Source organism: Amycolatopsis sp. NPDC114505 (genome assembly GCF_055633615.1).
Genome location: NZ_JBVKDV010000004.1, coordinates 16,234 through 33,293 on the forward strand (window position 1 = coordinate 16,234; position 17,060 = coordinate 33,293).

Genomic DNA, 17,060 nt, shown 5'->3' on the forward strand with positions numbered 1-17,060 from the left:
CTGGACGACACGCGTACCGGAGCGGACGACACGCGTACCTGGATGGACGACACGCGTACGTGGGCGGTAGGGGCGCGGGCCTGGGCGTCCCGGGATCCGGGTGGGGCGGCCGCGGTTGGCGGGGCGCGTCTTTGTGCGGGTTGGCTGGTGCGAAAGCCGGGGCTCGGTGGGTGGTTGGGGAAATGGCGGGAGGGGCCAGTTTCCTGGCCCCTCCCGGTGTGGCTTGCCGCTGGTCAGGCGCGCAGCGTTGCCTCGAAGCGCTCGCCGGCCGCTGCCACTGCCGCGTCGCGGGCCTTGGTTGCCTCGTCGACCGTCAGGGTGCGGTCCGCCGCTCGGAAGCGCAGCTTGTACGCCAGGGATCGCTTGCCCTCGCCGACCTGCTCGCCCGCGTACACGTCGAACAGCGTGATGTCCTCGAGCAGCTCGCCCGCGCCTTCGCGCAGGACCGCCGCCAGGTCCGCCGACGGCACGTCCGCCGCCGCGACCAGAGCCACGTCCAGCAGGACCGGCGGGTACCCCGACACGCTCGGCGCCGGGCGGGAGTCCGGCAGCGGGATCGCGTCCAGGTCCAGCTCCATCGCCACCGTCCGCGGCGGCAGGCCGAGGGCCTCGACCACCTTGGGGTGCAGCTCGCCGGCGTGGCCGACCGGCCAGTCGCCGACCCGCAGCTGGGCGCAGCGGCCCGGGTGCCACGGCGGCAGGTCGGTGGCCCGCACCGTCAGCTCGATCCCGGCGGCCTCGGCGATCGTCCGGGCGGCCTGCACCGCGTCGGCCCAGTTCGCCGGCTCGCCGGCGCCCCACCAGCCGGCGCGGTGACGCTTGCCGGCGAGCACCACGGCGACGTGCAGCGGCTGCTGCGGCACCGCGGCCTCCAGCAGGGCCAGCTCCTCGTCCGACGGCCGCCCGTCGACGCCGAGGTCCGGCACCTTCAGCGGGTTCGGCGCGGGCAGCACCACCTGGCCGATGTGGTAGAGCGCGACGTCCTTCATCCCGCGGGACACGTTGCGCTGCAGCGTGTCCAGCAGGCCCGGCAGCAGCGTGGTGGCCAGCCGGTTGCGGTCGGCCTCCAGCGGGTTGCGGACCACGACCGTATTGCGGCGGACGTCGTCCGCCGGCAGGCCGAAGGCGTCCCACACCGTATCGCTGATGAACGGGAACGGGCGCACCTCGACGTACCCGGCCTCGGCCAGCGCGCGGGAAACACTGCGGACGCGGCGCTGGACGTCGGTCAGGCCGCGGCCGGCCGGGGCGGCGGGCAGCGTCGACGGGATGCTGTCGTACCCCTCCAGCCGCAGCACCTCCTCGACGAGGTCGGCGGGCTGGCGCAGGTCGCCGCGCCAGCTCGGCGGGATCGCCGTGACCAGGCCGGTGCCGTCGTCGCCCGTGCTGACCGAGACCTTGCAGCCGATCTGGGACAGGCGCCGGACGGTCACGCCGCGCTGGTAGTTCACGCCCGCGACCTTGTCGGGCATGTTGATCGGCATCTTGACGGCCGGGTTCGGCTCGACCGAGCCCTCGTCGGTGCGGCCGGGCCGGATCGAGGCGTCGCCGTACTGGCGCAGCAGGCGCGCGGCCAGCTCGACGGCGGCCGCACACAGCTGCGGATCGGTGAACCGCTCGAACCGCTTCGCGGCCTCCGAGAACAGCTTGTGCCGGCGGGCGGTGCGGCTGATCGCGGCCGGGTTCCAGTGCGCCGCCTCGAGCAGCACGTCGGTGCTCTCCGGCGTGATCTCGGTGCTCGCGCCGCCCATCGTGCCGGCGAGCGAGATGACGCCACTGTCGTCGGCGATGACCACGTCGTCCGGGTCGAGCGTGCGCTCGACGTCGTCGAGCGTGGTCAGCTTCTCGCCCGGCTTCGCCCGGCGGACCACCAGGTCGCCCTGGATGGCCTTGGTGGCGAACGCGTGCAGCGGGTGCCCGAGCTCGAGCATCACGTAGTTGGTGACGTCGACGGCCAGGGAGATGGAGCGGATGCCGGCCAGCATCAGCCGCCGCCGCATCCACCACGGCGTCGGCGCGGTCGCGTCCAGGCCGGTGACGCGCCGGAGCACGAACCGCGGGCAGCCTTCCGGGTCCTCGACGTGGACCGGCCAGGCGTCGCCCTCGGCCGCCGGGACCTCCAGCAGCGCCGGGTCGCCGAAGGGCACGTCCAGCGCGTTCGACAGCTCGCGCGCGAGGCCGCGGACCGACAGCGCGTAGCCGCGGTCCGGGGTCGGCGTCAGCTCGATCACGGTGTCGCCGAGGCCGAGCAGCTCGGCCGCGTCGTCACCCGGGCTCGCGGTACCGGAAGGCAGCACGAGGATGCCGGTGTGGTCGTCGCCGAGGCCCAGCTCGCGGGCGGAGCAGATCATCCCGTCGCTGACCCGGCCGTAGGTCTTGCGGGACGCGATCGTGAAGTCGCCGGGCAGGACCGCGCCCGGCAGCGCGATGACGACCAGGTCGCCCTCGGTGAAGTTGCGGGCGCCGCAGACGATGCCGCGGGTCCGGATGCCGTGCGGGCCCTCGTCGAACTCGCCGGCTTCGTCGTCGTCCTCGTCCTCGTCGTCTTCGTCGACGACCGCCGCTTCGGGTTCTTCGGCCTCTTCGCCGACGTCGACGCGGCAGAACCGGATCGGCTTCTTGAACTCGGTGAGCTCCTCGATCTCGGCCACCCGGCCGACGACCAGCGGGCCGGTCACCGGCCCGAGCTGCTTCAGGTCGTCGACCTCGATGCCGATCCGGACGAACGCGTCGGCCAGGTCCTGCGGCGTGACCTCCTCGCCGATGTCGAGGTGCTCGGTCAGCCAGCTGACGGGGACTCGCACTACGCCTCCGTTCCGAAGGGAAGGGTGAAGCGGACGTCGCCCTCCACCATGTCGCGCATGTCCGGGATCCCGTTGCGGAACTGCAGGGTCCGCTCGATGCCCATGCCGAAGGCGAAGCCCGAGTACACCTCGGGGTCGACGCCGCAGGCGCGCAGGACGTTCGGGTTGACCATGCCGCAGCCGCCCCACTCGACCCAGCCGGGGCCGCCCTTCTTCTCCTCGAACCAGACGTCCACCTCGGCGGACGGCTCGGTGAACGGGAAGAAGTGCGGACGCAGCCGCGTCTTCGAGCTCTCGCCGAACATCGCGCGGGCGAAGGCGTCCAGCGTGCCCTTGAGGTGCGCCATGGTGATGCCCTTGTCCACCGCGAGGCCTTCGACCTGCGTGAACACCGGGGTGTGCGTCGAGTCGAGCTCGTCGGTGCGGTACGTCCGGCCGGGGCAGACGACGTACACGGGCAGGTCGCGGTGCAGCAGGGTGCGGGCCTGCACCGGCGAGGTGTGCGTGCGCAGCACCAGGCCGGAGTCCTCCTCGCCGACGTAGAACGTGTCCTGCAGCTGGCGGGCGGGGTGGTCCTTGCCGAAGTTCAGCGCGTCGAAGTTGAACCACTCGGCTTCGAGCTCCGGCCCCTCGGCGACCTCGTAGCCCATCGCGACGAACGCGTCGGCGACGCGCTCGGAAATGGTGCTGATCGGGTGCCGGGCGCCGCGGGGGACGCGGTCCCACGGGAGCGTGACGTCGACGGCCTCCTCGCGCAGCACGTGCTCGTCGCGCTCCACCTGGAGCTCGGCACGGCGCTTGTCGAAGGCCGCCTGGACGGCCTGGCGGGCCTCGTTGACGCGCTTGCCCGCCTCGGCCTTCTCCGACTTGGGCAGGGCGCCGATCTCACGGCGAGCCAGGCCCACCGGGGACTGGTCGCCGAGGTGAGCCGGCTTGACCTCGGCCAGCGCTTCGAGCCCGGTGGCGGCGGCGAACGCGGCTTCGGCGGCCTTGACCGCTACCTGCAGCGTCTCGGGGGCGAGCACCGCGCCCTGGGCTTCGTTCTCCTTGGCTCCGGACATAACTCCTCGGCGTCCGCTGGGACTGGTTCGTTCGCGCACCGCCGGACACGCGGCGCACGAGAGGTCAAAGGTGGGAAAAGTCTATGGGATCGGGTCCGCGTGCCCCCGGTCGCCCCGGGCCGCGCGGATGCGCGGTCAGCGCTCGCGGAACGCGTCCGCGAAGTCGACCGACGCAAATTCGCCGGGCACCACGCCGTCGGCGGCGTAGCGGTACAGCGCCGTCTGGTAGATACCGGACAAAGTCGTGGTGAAGACGGCGACGAGCAGGGTCCAGACGATCGCCAGCCCGACCGCGACGAACACGGTGGCCGTGCCGCCGAGCAGGAAGCCGGCGCCGAGGAACACGACGTACCCGGCCAGGGTGAGCAGGAAGCCGACCAGGCCGATGCCCGCGGTGCCCGCGACGTTCTCGCCCCAGGTGCGCCGGAACAGCTCGACCGAGCGCTTGACGCCCGCCTTCACCCCGACGCCCTCGAGCATGACGACTGGCAGCACGAGGAACGTCGTGAGTCGCCAGGCCAGGCCGACCAGGCCGCTGACGATGCTGCCGAGGAAGCCGAGCCGCTCCTCGATCGTGCGCAGCACCAGGCTGACCGTCGCGGTGAGACCGGCCCAGCCGAGCAGCGCCGGCCAGCGCCGGGCCGCCGCGGCCAGGCCCGTGCCGACGCCCGGGACGCCGCCGTCGCCGCGCAGCGCGAGGTCCGCCTGGGAGATCAGGGCGGCGTTGAAGAAGATCGTGGTGAACGCCGAGACGAGGTAGAACGCCGCCAGCAGCACGTACGTGTCGACGCTGGGCCGGAAATGCTCGCCCGCGAGATCGAGGGTGAAGAACGCCGGGGTGAGGAACGCCGCGGCGACCAGCAGCCCGGTGATGCCGGCGAGCACCGGGAACCACGCCAGGCCCTTGTGGGCGCGCAGCACCTTCAGCGAAGCGGAGAACAACGCGAACGAACGGGCGAGCCTGCCCATGATTTCCCCCAGGTGACCACAGTGGATACCGGGGCAGCCTAGCGGCTGGTCAGCGACGTGCCGCCATCGCGCTCGTGTACACGCAGACGGCCGCCGCGGTGGCCAGGTTGAGGCTTTCCGCCTTGCCGTACAGCGGGATCCGGACGGCGAGGTCGGTGCGCTCGAGGACGTCGGCGGGCAGGCCGTGGGCCTCGTTGCCGAAGACCCACGCCGTCGGCTCGGTGAGATCCACCCGATCGAGTTCGGCGTCGGCATAACCGTGCGCGGCGAACGTCCGCAGGCCCGCCGCCGAGCAGGCGGAGAGGGCGGCCGGGACGTCCCGCACGCGCGCGATCGGCAGGTGGAACAGGCTGCCGGCGGCCGCGCGGACGCACTTGCCGTTGTGGGGGTCGACGGTGTCGCCCGCCAGGACCACGGCGTCGGCGCCCGCCGCGTCGGCGACGCGGATCACCGTGCCCGCGTTGCCGGGGTCGGCGACGTCCACCAGCACCACGACGAGCCGGGCACCCGGCGTCACGGCCTCTTCGAGCGGACGGTCGAGCAGCGCGCAGACGGCCACGATGCCTTGGGGCGTCACGGTTTCGGACAGGCCGTCGGCGGCGCGGTCGGTGATCGGCGAAACCGGGACGCCGGCCGCGCGGGCCGCGTCCACGAGGTCCGCGTGCTGCTCCGCCGCGCGGGACGTGACGAACAGTTCGCGCACCGAGCCGCCGGCCAAGGCGGCCTCGACGGCGTTGGCGCCCTCGGCCAGGAAGCGGCCGGTCTTGTCGCGTTCCGCGCGCCGCGTCAGCTTGCGCGCAGCAACGACCCGGGGGGTCCGTTCGGTGAACGGATCCGCCCCGGGTCGGGGAAAGCTGCCGGTCAGGCCGACTTCGCTTCGCCGGTGTTCACGTTGGCCTTGGCGAGCTCGGCCAGCGCGGTGAAGGCGGCGGCGTCGTTGACGGCGAGGTCCGCGAGAATCTTGCGGTCGACCTCGACACCAGCGGCCTTGATGCCCTGGATGAACCGGTTGTAGGTCACGCCGTTCGCGCGGGCCGCCGCGTTGATGCGGGTGATCCACAGCTGGCGGAAGTCACCCTTGCGGGCACGACGGTCCCGGTAGGCGTAGTTGAGCGAGTGAAGCGTCTGCTCCTTGGCCTTGCGGTACAGCCGCGAACGCTGGCCGCGGTAGCCGCTGGCCAGTTCGAGAGTTGCGCGACGCTTCTTCTGGGCGTTGACCGCCCGCTTGACGCGTGCCACGGGTCCATCCTGTCGATCTCAGGGGGCGAGGGGGAAACGCCCCGGGTGGTTACAGCAAGTTCTGCGGGATCAGATGCCGAGAAGGCGCTTGACCCGGCCGGCCTCGGTCTTCGACAGCTCGGTGGTGCCCTCGAGCCGGCGGGTGAGGCGGTTGGACTTCTTCTCCATCAGGTGCCGGCGACCGGCCTTCTGGCGACGCAGCTTGCCCGTGCCCGTGACGCGGATCCGCTTGGACGTCCCACTGTGGGTCTTCATCTTCGGCATTTCAGTCCTCTTTCGTGCGGCGGCTCACCGGAGACTCCGGTGAGCCGCTGACTGTGCTGGTCGGCGCCTACGCCTCGGGGACCGGCTCGGGAGCCGTCTCTGCCTTGGCCTTCGGCTTCACGTTCTTGTGCGGGGCCAGCACCATGATCATGTTGCGACCGTCCTGCTTGGCCGACGACTCGACGAAGCCGAGCTCCGTGACGTCTTCGGCGAGCTTCTGCAGCAGCCGGTAGCCGAGCTCCGGCCGGGACTGCTCGCGGCCGCGGAACATGATCGTGACCTTGACCTTGTTGCCCGCCGCCAGGAACCGCGACACGTGACCCTTCTTGGTCTCGTAGTCGTGCTGGTCGATCTTGGGACGCAGCTTCTGTTCCTTGATGACGGTCAGCTGCTGGTTGCGACGCGACTCGCGGGCCTTCTGCGCGCTCTCGTACTTGAACTTGCCGAAGTCCATGAGCTTGCACACCGGCGGGCGGGCCTGCGGCGCGACCTCGACGAGGTCGAGATCGTTCTCCTGCGCCAGGCGCAGCGCATCCTCGATCCGGACGATGCCGACCTGTTCACCGGCGGGTCCGACGAGTCGGACCTCCGGCACCCGGATTCGGTCGTTGATGCGTGTCTCGGAGCTGATGGGGCCTCCTTGGTCCGAGGAATGTTTCCTGTTCTCGTTCGACCTGGTGCCCACATAGCGAAGGCCCCGACACCATTCCGGTGCGCGGGGCCCACTCTGTTTCCGATCGTGCTCGGCCGTGAGGCCTGGCACTTCACCCTGGACTTGCGTCCTGGCGAGACCGGACCCGGACACCTGTACGGTGACGCGGGTGGGAGCGGGGCTCCACTTGCGGCCCCCGATCGCTCAGGGGCTGGTCGCTCGTGGAAGGGTACCAGACGTGTCGGAACAACCTTCCCAACAGCCCCCGTATTCCCCGGACGACCGCCACCTGGAGGACATCCCCAGCGTGGAGGTGATCAGCCGCGCGGCCGTGATGCTGCTGTCGGCCGGCGCCGAACGGCTCGGCCTGGCCGACGCCGACCCGGACAACTCCCCGCACCGCGACCTCGACGAAGCGCGCCGGCTCATCACCGCGCTGGCCGGGCTCGTGACGGCGTCCGCCGAGTACCTGGGCCTGCACGCCGGGCCGTTGCGCGACGGGCTGCAGTCGCTCCAGAAGGCCTTCCGGGAGGCTTCGGCCGTCCCGGACGAGCCCGGCAAGGGCCCCGGCGAGAAGTACACCGGCCCCGTCTACTGACCCTCTCGACCCGCTCGGCTCTTGCCGGACGGGCTCGCCGACATCTAACATGTTAGATGTGAGTCTCTCAAAGGTCACTCGCCCGCTCCTGCGGGACGAGGCGTACGACCGCATCCGGCAGGCCATCGTCGACGGCACGCTGCCGCCCGGCACTCCCCTGCGGGACACCGACCTCGCCGAGCAGCTGGGCCTGTCCAAAGCCCCCGTCCGCGAGGCGCTCCGGAAGCTGGCCGACGACGGCCTCGTCGACTCCAAGCCGCAGAGCTACACGCGCGTCTCCGACGTGATGTCCCGCGACGTCATCGACGCCCGGCAGATCGTGCGCGTGCTGCACGAGTTCGCCGTGCGGGAGGCGGCCCGGAGGTGCCGCCCGGCCGACGTCGCCGCGATGCGCGCCGCCAACGACCGGTTCGCGAAAGCCATCGAAGCCGGCGACATCGCCGCCGCCGTCAAAGCGGACGACGAGCTGCACGACGTCCCGGTCCGGCTGGCCGGCAACGCCGCGGTGGCCGCGACCCTCGACCGCTACACGCCACTCCTGCGCCGCCTGGAGCACGCCCGCTTCAGCTCCGCGCTGGCCTGGAACTCCGTCGAGCGCCACACGAAGCTCATCGACGCGCTCGAAGCGCACGACACCGGCACCGCCGTCTCCGTGATCTCGACCATCTGGACCGACCTCCTGGAGGACCGATGACCCTCGCCGACTTCCCGCGCTACCCCCTGCTGTTCGGCCCGTCGCCGGTGCACCCCCTCGAACGCCTCACCGCGCACCTCGGCGGCGCGAACGTCTGGGCCAAGCGCGAGGACGTGAACTCGGGCCTCGCGTACGGCGGCAACAAGACCCGCAAGCTCGAATACCTCGTCGCGGACGCCCTGAAGGAGGGGGCCGACACGCTCGTCTCCATCGGCGGTGTCCAGTCCAACCACACCCGGCAGGTCGCGGCCGCCGCCGCGCGCGCCGGGCTGAAGGCCGTGCTGGTGCAGGAAAGCTGGGTCGACTGGCACGACCCGCTCTACGACAAGGTCGGCAACATCCAGCTCTCGCGGATCCTCGGCGCGGACGTCCGGCTCGTCGACGCCGGCTTCGGCATCGGGTTCAAGCAGGCCTGGGAGGACGCCGTCGCCGAGATCGAGGCCGGCGGCGGGAAGCCGTACGCCATCCCGGCCGGCGCGTCGGACCACCGGCTCGGCGGGCTCGGCTTCGCGAACTGGGTCGTGGAGCTGGAACAGCAGGAGAAGGAACTGGGCGTCTTCTTCGACACCGTGATCGTCTGCTCGGTCACCGGCAGCACCCAGGGTGGCATGGTCGCCGGGACGGCCCTGGGCAAGAAGCGCAGGATCCTCGGCATCGACGCCTCCGCGAAGCCCGACGAGACCCGCGAGCAGGTCACGCGCATCGCGCGCAACACCGCCGAGCTGATCGGCGCCGGGGAGATCGCGGACGTCGAGCTGGACGACCGCTACCACGCCGGGATCTACGGCATCCCGGACAAGTCCACTGTGGACGCGATCGAGACGTGCGCCCGGCTGGAAGGCATGATCACCGACCCGGTGTACGAAGGAAAATCCATGGCCGCGCTCATCGACCTGGTCGGCCGCGGGGAGATCGGCAAGGACTCGAACGTCCTCTACGCCCACCTCGGCGGGCAGCCCGCGCTCAACGGCTACACGAGCGTCCTCGGCTGAGCGCCCCGGGGCCCGCGGGCCCCGGGGCAAGACCTCAGTCCAGCACGCAGAGCACGTCGATCTCGACGAGGAGCTCGCCCGGGAGGCCGACGTACACCGTCGTGCGGGCGGCGTGCGGCGCGTCGCCGATCAGCTCGTTGTAGACCTCGTTGAACGGCGCGAAGTGCGCCGTGTCGGTCAGGTACACCCGCACCATGATCGCGTCGGCGAGGCTCGAGCCCGCCTCGGCGAGCACGGCTTCGATGTTCTTGAACGTCTGCCGGGTCTGGCCCACGACGTCGTCGCCGACGATCTCGTTCGTGGCCGGGTCGAACCCGACCTGGCCGGCGACCTGCAGCAGGTTCCCCTTGCGGACGGCCTGCGAGAACTTCGCCGGCGGCTTCGGCGCGTTCTCGGTGGAAACTGCCGTCTTGCTCATCAGTGCCCCTTTCCGTTCTCCGTCCATCCACTGTGGACGGAAGCTTCCGTGGTCGCCGCGCGCAGGTCCGGGACCAGCGCCAGCAGGCCTTCGTAGTCGAGCAGCACCTTCGGCACCGACATCGACGCGGCGGCCAGCACCTCGCCGTCGGCGCCGCGGACCGGCGCCGCGATGCAGTGGATGAAGTCCTCGTGCTCGGCGTTGTCGACGGCGTACCCCAGGCGCGCCACGCGTTCCAGCTCCGCCAGGTAGTCCGACGGTGTCGTGATCGTGTTCGGCGTCAGCACCGGGTACTCGATCGAGTGCGCGATCTCCTCGCGTCGCACCTCCGGCATGGCCGCGACCAGCACCTTGCCGACGGCCGTGCAGTGCAGCGGCGCGCGCTTGCCGACGCGCGAGTACATCCGCACCGAGTGCCGGCCCTCGTACTTGTCGATGTAGACGACTTCGCCGTCGTCGTAGCTGGCCAGGTGCACGGTGTGCCCGGTGCGCGCGTTGAGCGCGGCGAGCGCGGGCTGGGCGCTGCGGCGGACGTCGATCGAGTCGAGGGCCTGGTTGGCCAGGTCGAACATCGCGCTCCCGAGCCGGTAGTACCGCGTGCCTTCGCGCCGGACGAAGTGGTGCTGTTCGAGGGTGCGCAGCAGGCGCAGCACGGTCGACTTGTGGACGCCGATCTCCTCGGCGAGGTCGTCGAGCGTGCGCGCGTCCTTCGCGATGGAGTTCAGCAGCGTCAAGGCGCGGTCCAAGCTCTGACTCACGTGCGCACCAGACCTTCCCCGGTCAGCCGGGCCGAACGCCACTCGTCCGGATCCGCCCGAAGCAGGCTATCCACGACCGTGCGCGGCAGCGGCACCCCGACGTCGTCATGGGTCAGCAGGGTCGCGGCGGCCTGCAGGTGGCCCTGCCGCAGCCGGGCCAGGGGTGCGGCGCCCCGCAGCGTCGCGGCCAGGAAACCGGCGGCGAACGCGTCCCCGGCACCGACCGGCTCGACGACGTCGACGGCCAGCGCGGGCGCGAACAGCGGCTCCCCCTCGACGAGCGTCGCGCCGCGTTCGCCGTGCTTGACGACGAGCGTGCGCGGCCCCGGCAGCAGCGCGCGCAGCTCGGCCGGGTCACCGGTCCCCCAGACGTGCTGGGCTTCGTCGTCGCCGGTCAGGACGATGTCGGCCTGTCCGGCCAGCTCGGCGAGCAGCCGCGGGTCCCGGCCGGCCCAGAGCGCGGGGCGCAGGTTGACGTCGAACGAGATCAGCCGGTCGCCGCGGGGCATTTCCAAAAGCGCCCGGACGAGCGCGAGGCAGCTCCCGGACAGCGCGGGCGTGATGCCGGACAGGTGCAGGACGCGGACGCCGTCGAGGTCGAGCCGGTCCAGCAGCGACGGGCCCATCCCGGACGCCGCGGAGCCCGCCCGGTAGTAGCGCACCGGGCTGCCGCCGGCGCCGCTTTCCTTGATGTAGAGCCCGGTCGGGCGGGCCGGGTCGACGTAACAAGCGCTGACGTCGACGCCATGGGACGCGATCTCCCGCAGCATCGCGCGGCCGAACGGGTCGTCGCCGACCGCGCTGACCCAGCCGCTCGGCACACCGAGGGCCGGCAGGTGACTGGCCACGTTCGATTCGGCGCCGCCGATCGTGCGCAGCCACTGCTTCACCTCGTCCGGCGGACCGGGCTCGGCGGGCACGAACAGGGCCATCGTCTCGCCGACACAGAGCACTTCGGGCCCGCTTGTCACTTTCCGTCTCCCCTGTCCGTCACCCCGTTGACCTGTGGCGACCCGGATGCTACACCTATGGCACTCAAAATGCGCAACAGTCGTTGCAACATACGCAACCGAGGTCGCCGCCGATGAACCCTTGCCTGATGAACCCCGCCGCGCTCGCCGCCCTTCGCGACGAGCGGATCGACTGGCGCTTCCGTTCGGCCGCCCCCGCCCTGACCGGGCTCACGCTCACCGAAGCCGCGGACCGGCGGCTGAACCTGTTCACCGACGGGTTCTTCGCGCCGTTCGTCGTCCTCGACGACGACGCGCTCGAGCACAACCTGCGGACGATGGCCGCGTGGTGCGCCGACCGTGGTGTCGTGCTCGCCCCGCACGGCAAGACGACCATGGCACCGCAGCTGTTCGCCCGCCAGATCGAGCACGGCGCGTGGGGCATCACCTGCGCGAACGCCGGCCACCTGCGGATCTACCGCGCGTTCGGCGTCTCCCGGATCCTGCTGGCCAACCAGTTCCTGGACCCGGCGGGCCTGCGCTGGCTGGCCGCCGAACTGGCCGCGGACCCGACGTTCGAGTTCGTCTGCTGGGTCGACTCCGTCCGCGGTGTCGAGCTGATGACCGAGGCTCTCGAAGGCACCGAGCGGCCGGTCGACGTCCTCCTCGAACTGGGTGCCGACGGCGGCCGCACCGGAGTTCGCGACACCGCGACCGCGCTGGCCGTCGCCGAAGCCGTGCACGCGAGCCCGGCCCTGCGGCTGCGCGGCACCGGCGGCTACGAAGGCGCGCTCTCCCACCACACCGACGAAGCCGCGCTCGCCAAGATCAGCTCCTATGTGGACGGACTGCGCGACCTCGCGATCACGTTCGCGGACAAGGGGATGCTCGACGGCCAGATCATCGTCACCGCCGGCGGCAGCGCGTACTTCGACCAGGTCGCCAACGAGCTGACCAAGCCGTGGCCGGACGGCCTCGACGTGCTGCCGGTGCTGCGCAGCGGCGCGTACGTCACCCACGACGACGGCTTCTACCGCGAGATCTCCCCCCTCGGCGACCACCCGCGCATCGACGGCGTCGCGTCGTTCCGGCCGGCGTTGCGGGCGTGGGCACAGGTGACGTCGAAGCCGTCGGACGAGCTCGCGCTGCTGACCATCGGCAAGCGCGACACGTCCTTCGACGAGGGCATGCCCGAGCCGCAGCTGCGCCGCACCCCAAACGGCCCCGCCGAACCCCTCGACGGGCACGTCGTCGCGAAGATGAACGACCAGCACGCGTTTCTCACGCTGCCCGCCGGGTCGCCGGTCGAGGTCGGCGACTGGATCGGGCTCGGGCTCTCGCACCCGTGCACGGTGTTCGACAAGTGGCCGCTGCTGCCGGTGACCGCGGCCGACGGCGAAACCGTCGTCGACCTCGTGCGGACGTGGTTCTGATGGACGTCGTCATCAAGAACGCGCTGGTCGCCGACGGCACCGGGGACGCCATGACGCGCCACGACGTCGGCGTCACCGGCGGCCGGATCGCCAGCGTCGCCGAGGCGGGCTCGCTGGACGGGCGCCGGAACATCGACGCCGGCGGGCTGGTGCTCGCGCCCGGGTTCATCGACATGCACTCGCACTCCGACCTGCAGCTGCTGGCCAACCCGGACCACCCGGCCAAGATCACCCAGGGCGTCACGACCGAGGTGCTCGGGCAGGACGGGCTGTCGTACGCGCCGGTCGACGACGCGGTTCTCGAGGCACTGCGGCAGCAGCTCGCGGGCTGGAACGACGACCCGGCCGGCTTCGACTGGAACTGGCGCTCGGTCGGCGAGTACCTCGACCGGCTCGACCAGGGTGTCGCGGTCAACGCGGCCTACCTGGTACCGCAGGGCACGGTCCGGATGCTCGCCGTCGGCTTCGACGACCGGCCCGCGACCGACGCCGAGCTGACCCGGATGAAGGAGCTCGTCGCCACCGGTCTCGCGGAGGGCGCGATGGGGATGTCGTCCGGGCTGACCTACACGCCCGGGATGTACGCGGAGACGAGCGAACTGGTCGAGCTGTGCAAGGTCGTCGGCGAGGGCGGCGGCTTCTACAGCCCGCACCACCGCAGCTACGGCAAGGGCGCGCTGGAGGCGTTCGCCGAGATGATCGACGTCAGCAGGCGGTCCGGCTGCCCGCTGCACCTCGCGCACGCGACGATGAACTTCTCGGTGAACAAAGGCAAAGCGCCCGACCTGCTCAAGCTGCTGGACGACGCGCTCGACGACGGCTGCGACATCAGCCTCGACACCTACCCGTACCTGCCGGGCGCGACCTACCTCTCGGCGCTGCTGCCGAGCTGGGCCACCGAAGGCGGCCTCGAACCGACCCTCGCCCGGCTGTCCGATGTGGACGAACGTGAGAGGATCCGCGCCGCGATCGAAGAGTCCGGTTCGGACGGTGCCCACGGCGTCCCGATCGACTGGGACGCCATCGAAATCAACGGCGTCCGGAACGAGCACAACGCCCACCTCGTCGGGCACAGCGTCGCCACGTCCGCGCGTACGCAGGGCACCGAACCCGCCAAGTTGTACTTCGACACGCTGCTGGACGAAAAGCTCGGGACGTCGTGCCTGATGCACGTCGGGCACGAGGAGAACGTCCAGGCGATCATGCGGCACCGCACGCACACCGGCGGCAGCGACGGCCTCCTGGTCGGCGCCCGGCCGCACCCGCGCGCGTGGGGCACGTTCCCCCGCTACCTCGCCCGGTACGTCCGCGAACTGGGCGTGCTGGACCTCGCCGAGTGCGTCGCCCACCTGACCGGGCGGGCCGCGCAGCGGTTGCGGCTCACCGACCGCGGGCTCGTCCGCGCCGGGTACGCCGCCGACCTGGTGCTGTTCGACCCGGACGCGGTCGCCGACACCGCCACCTTCGACGACCCGCGGCAGCCCGCCGCGGGGATCACCCACGTCTTCGTCAACGGCGTCGCCGCCCTCGACGACGGCCGTCCCACCGGCGCCCTCGCCGGACACTCCCTGCGCAACCCCCGGAGAGCCCGATGATCCACTGGCTGCAACACACCACGGGTGGCCTGCTCACGCTCGCCGCCGTCTCGATCGCCGTCCTGCTGCTGTTGATCGTCAAGCTCAAGGTCGAGCCGTTCATCGCGCTGATCGTGGTCGGCCTGCTCACCGCGCTGGCCGCGGGGCTGCCGGTCGGCACGATCGTCGGCACGGCCCAGAAGTCGTCGGACTCCTTGCTGGAAAAGGGGTTCGGCAGCATCCTCGGGCACATCACGGCGATCATCGGGCTCGGCACGCTGCTCGGGTCGATCCTGGAACGCTCGGGTGGCGCGAAGGTGCTCACCGGGGCGCTGCTGCGGGGCTTCGGCGAGAAGCGGGCGCCGCTGGCCATGGGTGTCGCCGGGTTCATCTTCGGCATCCCGGTGTTCTTCGACATCGGCATCTTCGTGCTGGCGCCGCTGGTGTACGTCGCGGCGAAGCAGGGTAAGCGCTCGCTGGTGCTCTACGCGATGCCGCTGATCGCGGGCCTGTCGATCACGCACGCCTTCCTGCCGCCGCACCCCGGCCCGGTGGCCGCGGCCGGACTGCTGCACGTCGAGCTCGGCTGGATCATCCTGATGGGCCTGGCCTGCGGCATCCCGGCGTTCCTCGTCGGCGGCGTGCTGTACGCGACCTGGATCGGCAAGCGCATCAACGTCGAGGTGCCCCAGGAGATGATCGTCGCCGAAGAAGAAGGCGAAGAAGAGCAGGACGTGCCGTCGCTGGCGCTGGTCGGCTCGATCATCGCGGTGCCGCTGGTGCTGATCCTGGCCGGCACGTTCGGCAGCATCTGGCTGCCGAAGGGCTCCGCGCTTTCGGGTGTCGCCGCGTTCATCGGCACGCCGGCGGTCGCGCTGACGGTCGCCGTGCTGCTGGCGTCCTGGCTGCTCGGGCTGCGCCGCGGGTTCACCGGCAAGGACCTCAACGAACTGGCCTCGAAGTCGCTGCGGCCGGTCGCGATGATCCTGCTCGTCGTCGGCGCGGGCGCGTTCTTCGGCGCGGTGCTCTCGGCCACCGGTATCGGCAAGGCGGTCGCCGACTCGCTGCACGACGCGGGACTGCCGGTGCTGCTCGCGGCGTACGTCATCAGTTGCGGAATGCGCATCGCCCAGGGTTCGGCGACGGTCGCCATCGTTACCACGAGCGGGATCATCGCGCCGACCGTGGCGCAGCTCGGGTATTCGCAGGTGCAGCTGGCCTTGCTGGTCATGGCGATCTCCGCCGGCTCGATCATCGCGTCGCACGTCAACGACGGTGGTTTCTGGATCGTTTCGCGGTACTTCAACATGAGCGTGGTCCAGACGCTGAAGTCGTGGACGGCGCTGGAAACCGTGCTTTCCGTTTCCGGTTTCGCGGTTTCGGCATTGCTCATGGCCGTGGTCTAGACCATACTGGAGGGAAGCCGCCGCCCGAACCGTTGGGAGACAATGACGATGACCGGACTTTCCCGTCGTACGTTCCTCGGTGCCGCCGCTGGGGCCAGTGCCGCGACCGTGCTCGGCGCGCAGCTCGCGTCCGCGGCCACCACTCCGAAGGGCTGCATCGCCGGAGGGACCGTGTACATCGGCAGCTACACCAGCGGGGCGGGCGGCCACGGCCTCGACGTCTCGAGCCGGTCGGGCGCCACCCTGGGCCCGGTCCGGACGGTGCCGGGCATCACCGACACGTCGTGGTTCGACCGCGGCGCGGACGGCAAAACGTTGTACGTCACCAACGAAGGCGATCCGAACGGGTTCGTCTCCGCGCTGAACGTCAGTGACGCGGCGAACCCCAAGCTGCTCAACAAGGTTTCGTCGAAGGGCGGCGCGCCGACGCACCTGAGCGTGCATTCGAGCCAGAAGTACGTGCTGGCGGCGAACTACAGCTCGGGCAGCGTCGTCGTGCTGCCGATCCTGGCCGGCGGCAAGCTCGGCGCGGCCACGGATCTCGTGATGCACAAAGCCGGCTCCGGGCAGGCCCACGCCCACCAGGTCGTCAACGACCCGACCGGGCGCTGGGTGCTGTCGGTCGACCTCGGCGCCGACTCGGTGTACGTCTACTCCCTCGACGTCGGCACGGGAAAGCTCGCGCTGCACCAGCAGCTGAAGCTGCCCGCCGGTGCCGGGCCGCGGCACCTCGCGTTCGACAAGACCGGAGCGTTCGCCTACATCCTGCAGGAGCTGCGCCCGGAGGTGACGGTCGCGAGCTGGGACGCGGCCACCGGGAAGCTGAAGGCGCTTTCCGTCGTCCGCGCGGTGCCGCCGGGCAGCACCGGCGACCTGTTCCCCGGCGAGATCACCCTGTCGAAGGACGGGAAGTTCGCCTACGCGACCGTCCGCGGACCCAACACCCTGGCGACGTTCTCCGTCGCCGGTCCGACGCTGAAGCTGGTGTCCACTGTGTCCAGTGGTGGCAACTGGCCGCGGCACGTCGCCCTCGACCCCGGGGAGAACTGGTTCTACGTCTCGAACCAGCGTTCCGGCACCGTCACGTGGCTCCCGCGCGACCCGGCCACCGGCCTGCCCGGCGCGGTCGCCGGCAGCCTGGCCGTCCCCGACGTCAACTCGGTCTACTTCGCCTGAGCACCGGTCGTGAGTGCGTAACAGTGTTCTAGCACTGTTACGCACTCACGACCCTCCCCACTGGAGGATTCC

Annotated in this window: 17 protein-coding genes; 7 read left to right on the plus strand and 10 right to left on the minus strand. The window is 71.1% G+C overall.

Annotated elements, in window-relative coordinates:
- Positions 1 to 233: 233 nt before the first annotated feature.
- The 7 genes from pheT to infC form a co-directional block, all read right to left on the minus strand.
- Positions 234 to 2,804 (minus strand): phenylalanine--tRNA ligase subunit beta, encoded by a 2,571-nt coding sequence (pheT, locus tag ACZ7OU_RS38270; RefSeq protein WP_470259062.1) that lies wholly within the window; start codon positions 2,802 to 2,804, stop codon positions 234 to 236.
- A complete protein-coding gene (gene pheS / locus ACZ7OU_RS38275; protein ID WP_470259063.1) occupies positions 2,804 to 3,865 on the minus strand; it encodes a phenylalanine--tRNA ligase subunit alpha in 1,062 nt (353 codons plus the stop codon). Before pheS ends, pheT begins: the two co-directional genes overlap by 1 nt.
- A gap of 135 nt (positions 3,866 to 4,000) precedes the next feature.
- On the minus strand, positions 4,001 to 4,834 hold the full coding sequence (locus ACZ7OU_RS38280; RefSeq protein ID WP_470259064.1) for a DUF6159 family protein: 834 nt from the start codon (positions 4,832 to 4,834) through the stop codon (positions 4,001 to 4,003).
- A 49-nt stretch (positions 4,835 to 4,883) separates the two neighbouring features.
- The gene (locus tag ACZ7OU_RS38285; RefSeq protein WP_470259669.1) at positions 4,884 to 5,699 is read right to left on the minus strand and encodes a TrmH family RNA methyltransferase; all 816 of its coding nucleotides are present in this window, start codon (positions 5,697 to 5,699) and stop codon (positions 4,884 to 4,886) included.
- Entirely contained in the window at positions 5,696 to 6,073 is a 378-nt protein-coding gene (rplT, locus tag ACZ7OU_RS38290; RefSeq protein WP_004559056.1) for a 50S ribosomal protein L20, read from the minus strand. Before rplT ends, ACZ7OU_RS38285 begins: the two co-directional genes overlap by 4 nt.
- 69 nt (positions 6,074 to 6,142) lie before the next feature.
- Complete coding sequence (rpmI, locus tag ACZ7OU_RS38295; RefSeq protein WP_220241959.1) at positions 6,143 to 6,337, minus strand: 50S ribosomal protein L35; 195 nt, start codon at positions 6,335 to 6,337, stop codon at positions 6,143 to 6,145.
- A gap of 67 nt (positions 6,338 to 6,404) precedes the next feature.
- On the minus strand, positions 6,405 to 7,022 hold the full coding sequence (gene infC / locus ACZ7OU_RS38300; RefSeq protein WP_364630984.1) for a translation initiation factor IF-3: 618 nt from the start codon (positions 7,020 to 7,022) through the stop codon (positions 6,405 to 6,407).
- A gap of 205 nt (positions 7,023 to 7,227) precedes the next feature.
- Here infC and ACZ7OU_RS38305 point away from each other — a divergent pair, with 205 nt between their 5' ends.
- Genes ACZ7OU_RS38305 through ACZ7OU_RS38315 form a run of 3 tightly spaced genes read left to right on the plus strand, consistent with a single transcriptional unit; the run spans position 7,228 to position 9,273 of the window.
- Positions 7,228 to 7,587: a DUF1844 domain-containing protein gene (locus ACZ7OU_RS38305; protein WP_470246455.1), complete on the plus strand. Its 360-nt coding sequence runs from the start codon at positions 7,228 to 7,230 to the stop codon at positions 7,585 to 7,587.
- A gap of 49 nt (positions 7,588 to 7,636) precedes the next feature.
- Positions 7,637 to 8,281, plus strand: coding sequence for a GntR family transcriptional regulator (locus ACZ7OU_RS38310; protein WP_470259065.1), 645 nt, complete (start codon positions 7,637 to 7,639; stop codon positions 8,279 to 8,281).
- Positions 8,278 to 9,273 (plus strand): 1-aminocyclopropane-1-carboxylate deaminase, encoded by a 996-nt coding sequence (locus ACZ7OU_RS38315; protein WP_470246454.1) that lies wholly within the window; start codon positions 8,278 to 8,280, stop codon positions 9,271 to 9,273. The genes ACZ7OU_RS38310 and ACZ7OU_RS38315 overlap by 4 nt, the downstream gene beginning before the upstream one ends.
- Before the next feature lie 34 nt (positions 9,274 to 9,307).
- On the opposite strand, the gene ACZ7OU_RS38320 is transcribed toward ACZ7OU_RS38315, so the two are convergent.
- The 3 genes from ACZ7OU_RS38320 to ACZ7OU_RS38330 are packed head-to-tail and all read right to left on the minus strand — an operon-like array spanning position 9,308 to position 11,420.
- Entirely contained in the window at positions 9,308 to 9,691 is a 384-nt protein-coding gene (locus ACZ7OU_RS38320) for a RidA family protein (RefSeq protein ID WP_086672334.1), read from the minus strand.
- The gene (locus tag ACZ7OU_RS38325; RefSeq protein ID WP_470246453.1) at positions 9,691 to 10,449 is read right to left on the minus strand and encodes an IclR family transcriptional regulator; all 759 of its coding nucleotides are present in this window, start codon (positions 10,447 to 10,449) and stop codon (positions 9,691 to 9,693) included. Before ACZ7OU_RS38325 ends, ACZ7OU_RS38320 begins: the two co-directional genes overlap by 1 nt.
- The gene (locus ACZ7OU_RS38330; protein ID WP_470246452.1) at positions 10,446 to 11,420 is read right to left on the minus strand and encodes a sugar kinase; all 975 of its coding nucleotides are present in this window, start codon (positions 11,418 to 11,420) and stop codon (positions 10,446 to 10,448) included. Before ACZ7OU_RS38330 ends, ACZ7OU_RS38325 begins: the two co-directional genes overlap by 4 nt.
- Before the next feature lie 113 nt (positions 11,421 to 11,533).
- Between ACZ7OU_RS38330 and ACZ7OU_RS38335 the strand changes: the two genes are divergently transcribed.
- The 4 genes from ACZ7OU_RS38335 to ACZ7OU_RS38350 are packed head-to-tail and all read left to right on the plus strand — an operon-like array spanning position 11,534 to position 16,988.
- Complete coding sequence (locus ACZ7OU_RS38335) at positions 11,534 to 12,832, plus strand: amino acid deaminase (RefSeq protein WP_470246451.1); 1,299 nt, start codon at positions 11,534 to 11,536, stop codon at positions 12,830 to 12,832.
- Positions 12,832 to 14,427 carry an N-acyl-D-amino-acid deacylase family protein gene (locus ACZ7OU_RS38340; RefSeq protein WP_470259066.1) on the plus strand — a complete coding sequence of 532 codons (1,596 nt, stop codon included), beginning with the start codon at positions 12,832 to 12,834 and terminating at the stop codon, positions 14,425 to 14,427. Before ACZ7OU_RS38335 ends, ACZ7OU_RS38340 begins: the two co-directional genes overlap by 1 nt.
- Positions 14,424 to 15,812, plus strand: coding sequence for a GntP family permease (locus tag ACZ7OU_RS38345; RefSeq protein WP_470259067.1), 1,389 nt, complete (start codon positions 14,424 to 14,426; stop codon positions 15,810 to 15,812). Before ACZ7OU_RS38340 ends, ACZ7OU_RS38345 begins: the two co-directional genes overlap by 4 nt.
- Before the next feature lie 48 nt (positions 15,813 to 15,860).
- Positions 15,861 to 16,988 (plus strand): lactonase family protein, encoded by a 1,128-nt coding sequence (locus tag ACZ7OU_RS38350; RefSeq protein WP_470259068.1) that lies wholly within the window; start codon positions 15,861 to 15,863, stop codon positions 16,986 to 16,988.
- The last annotated feature ends 72 nt before the right edge of the window (positions 16,989 to 17,060 follow it).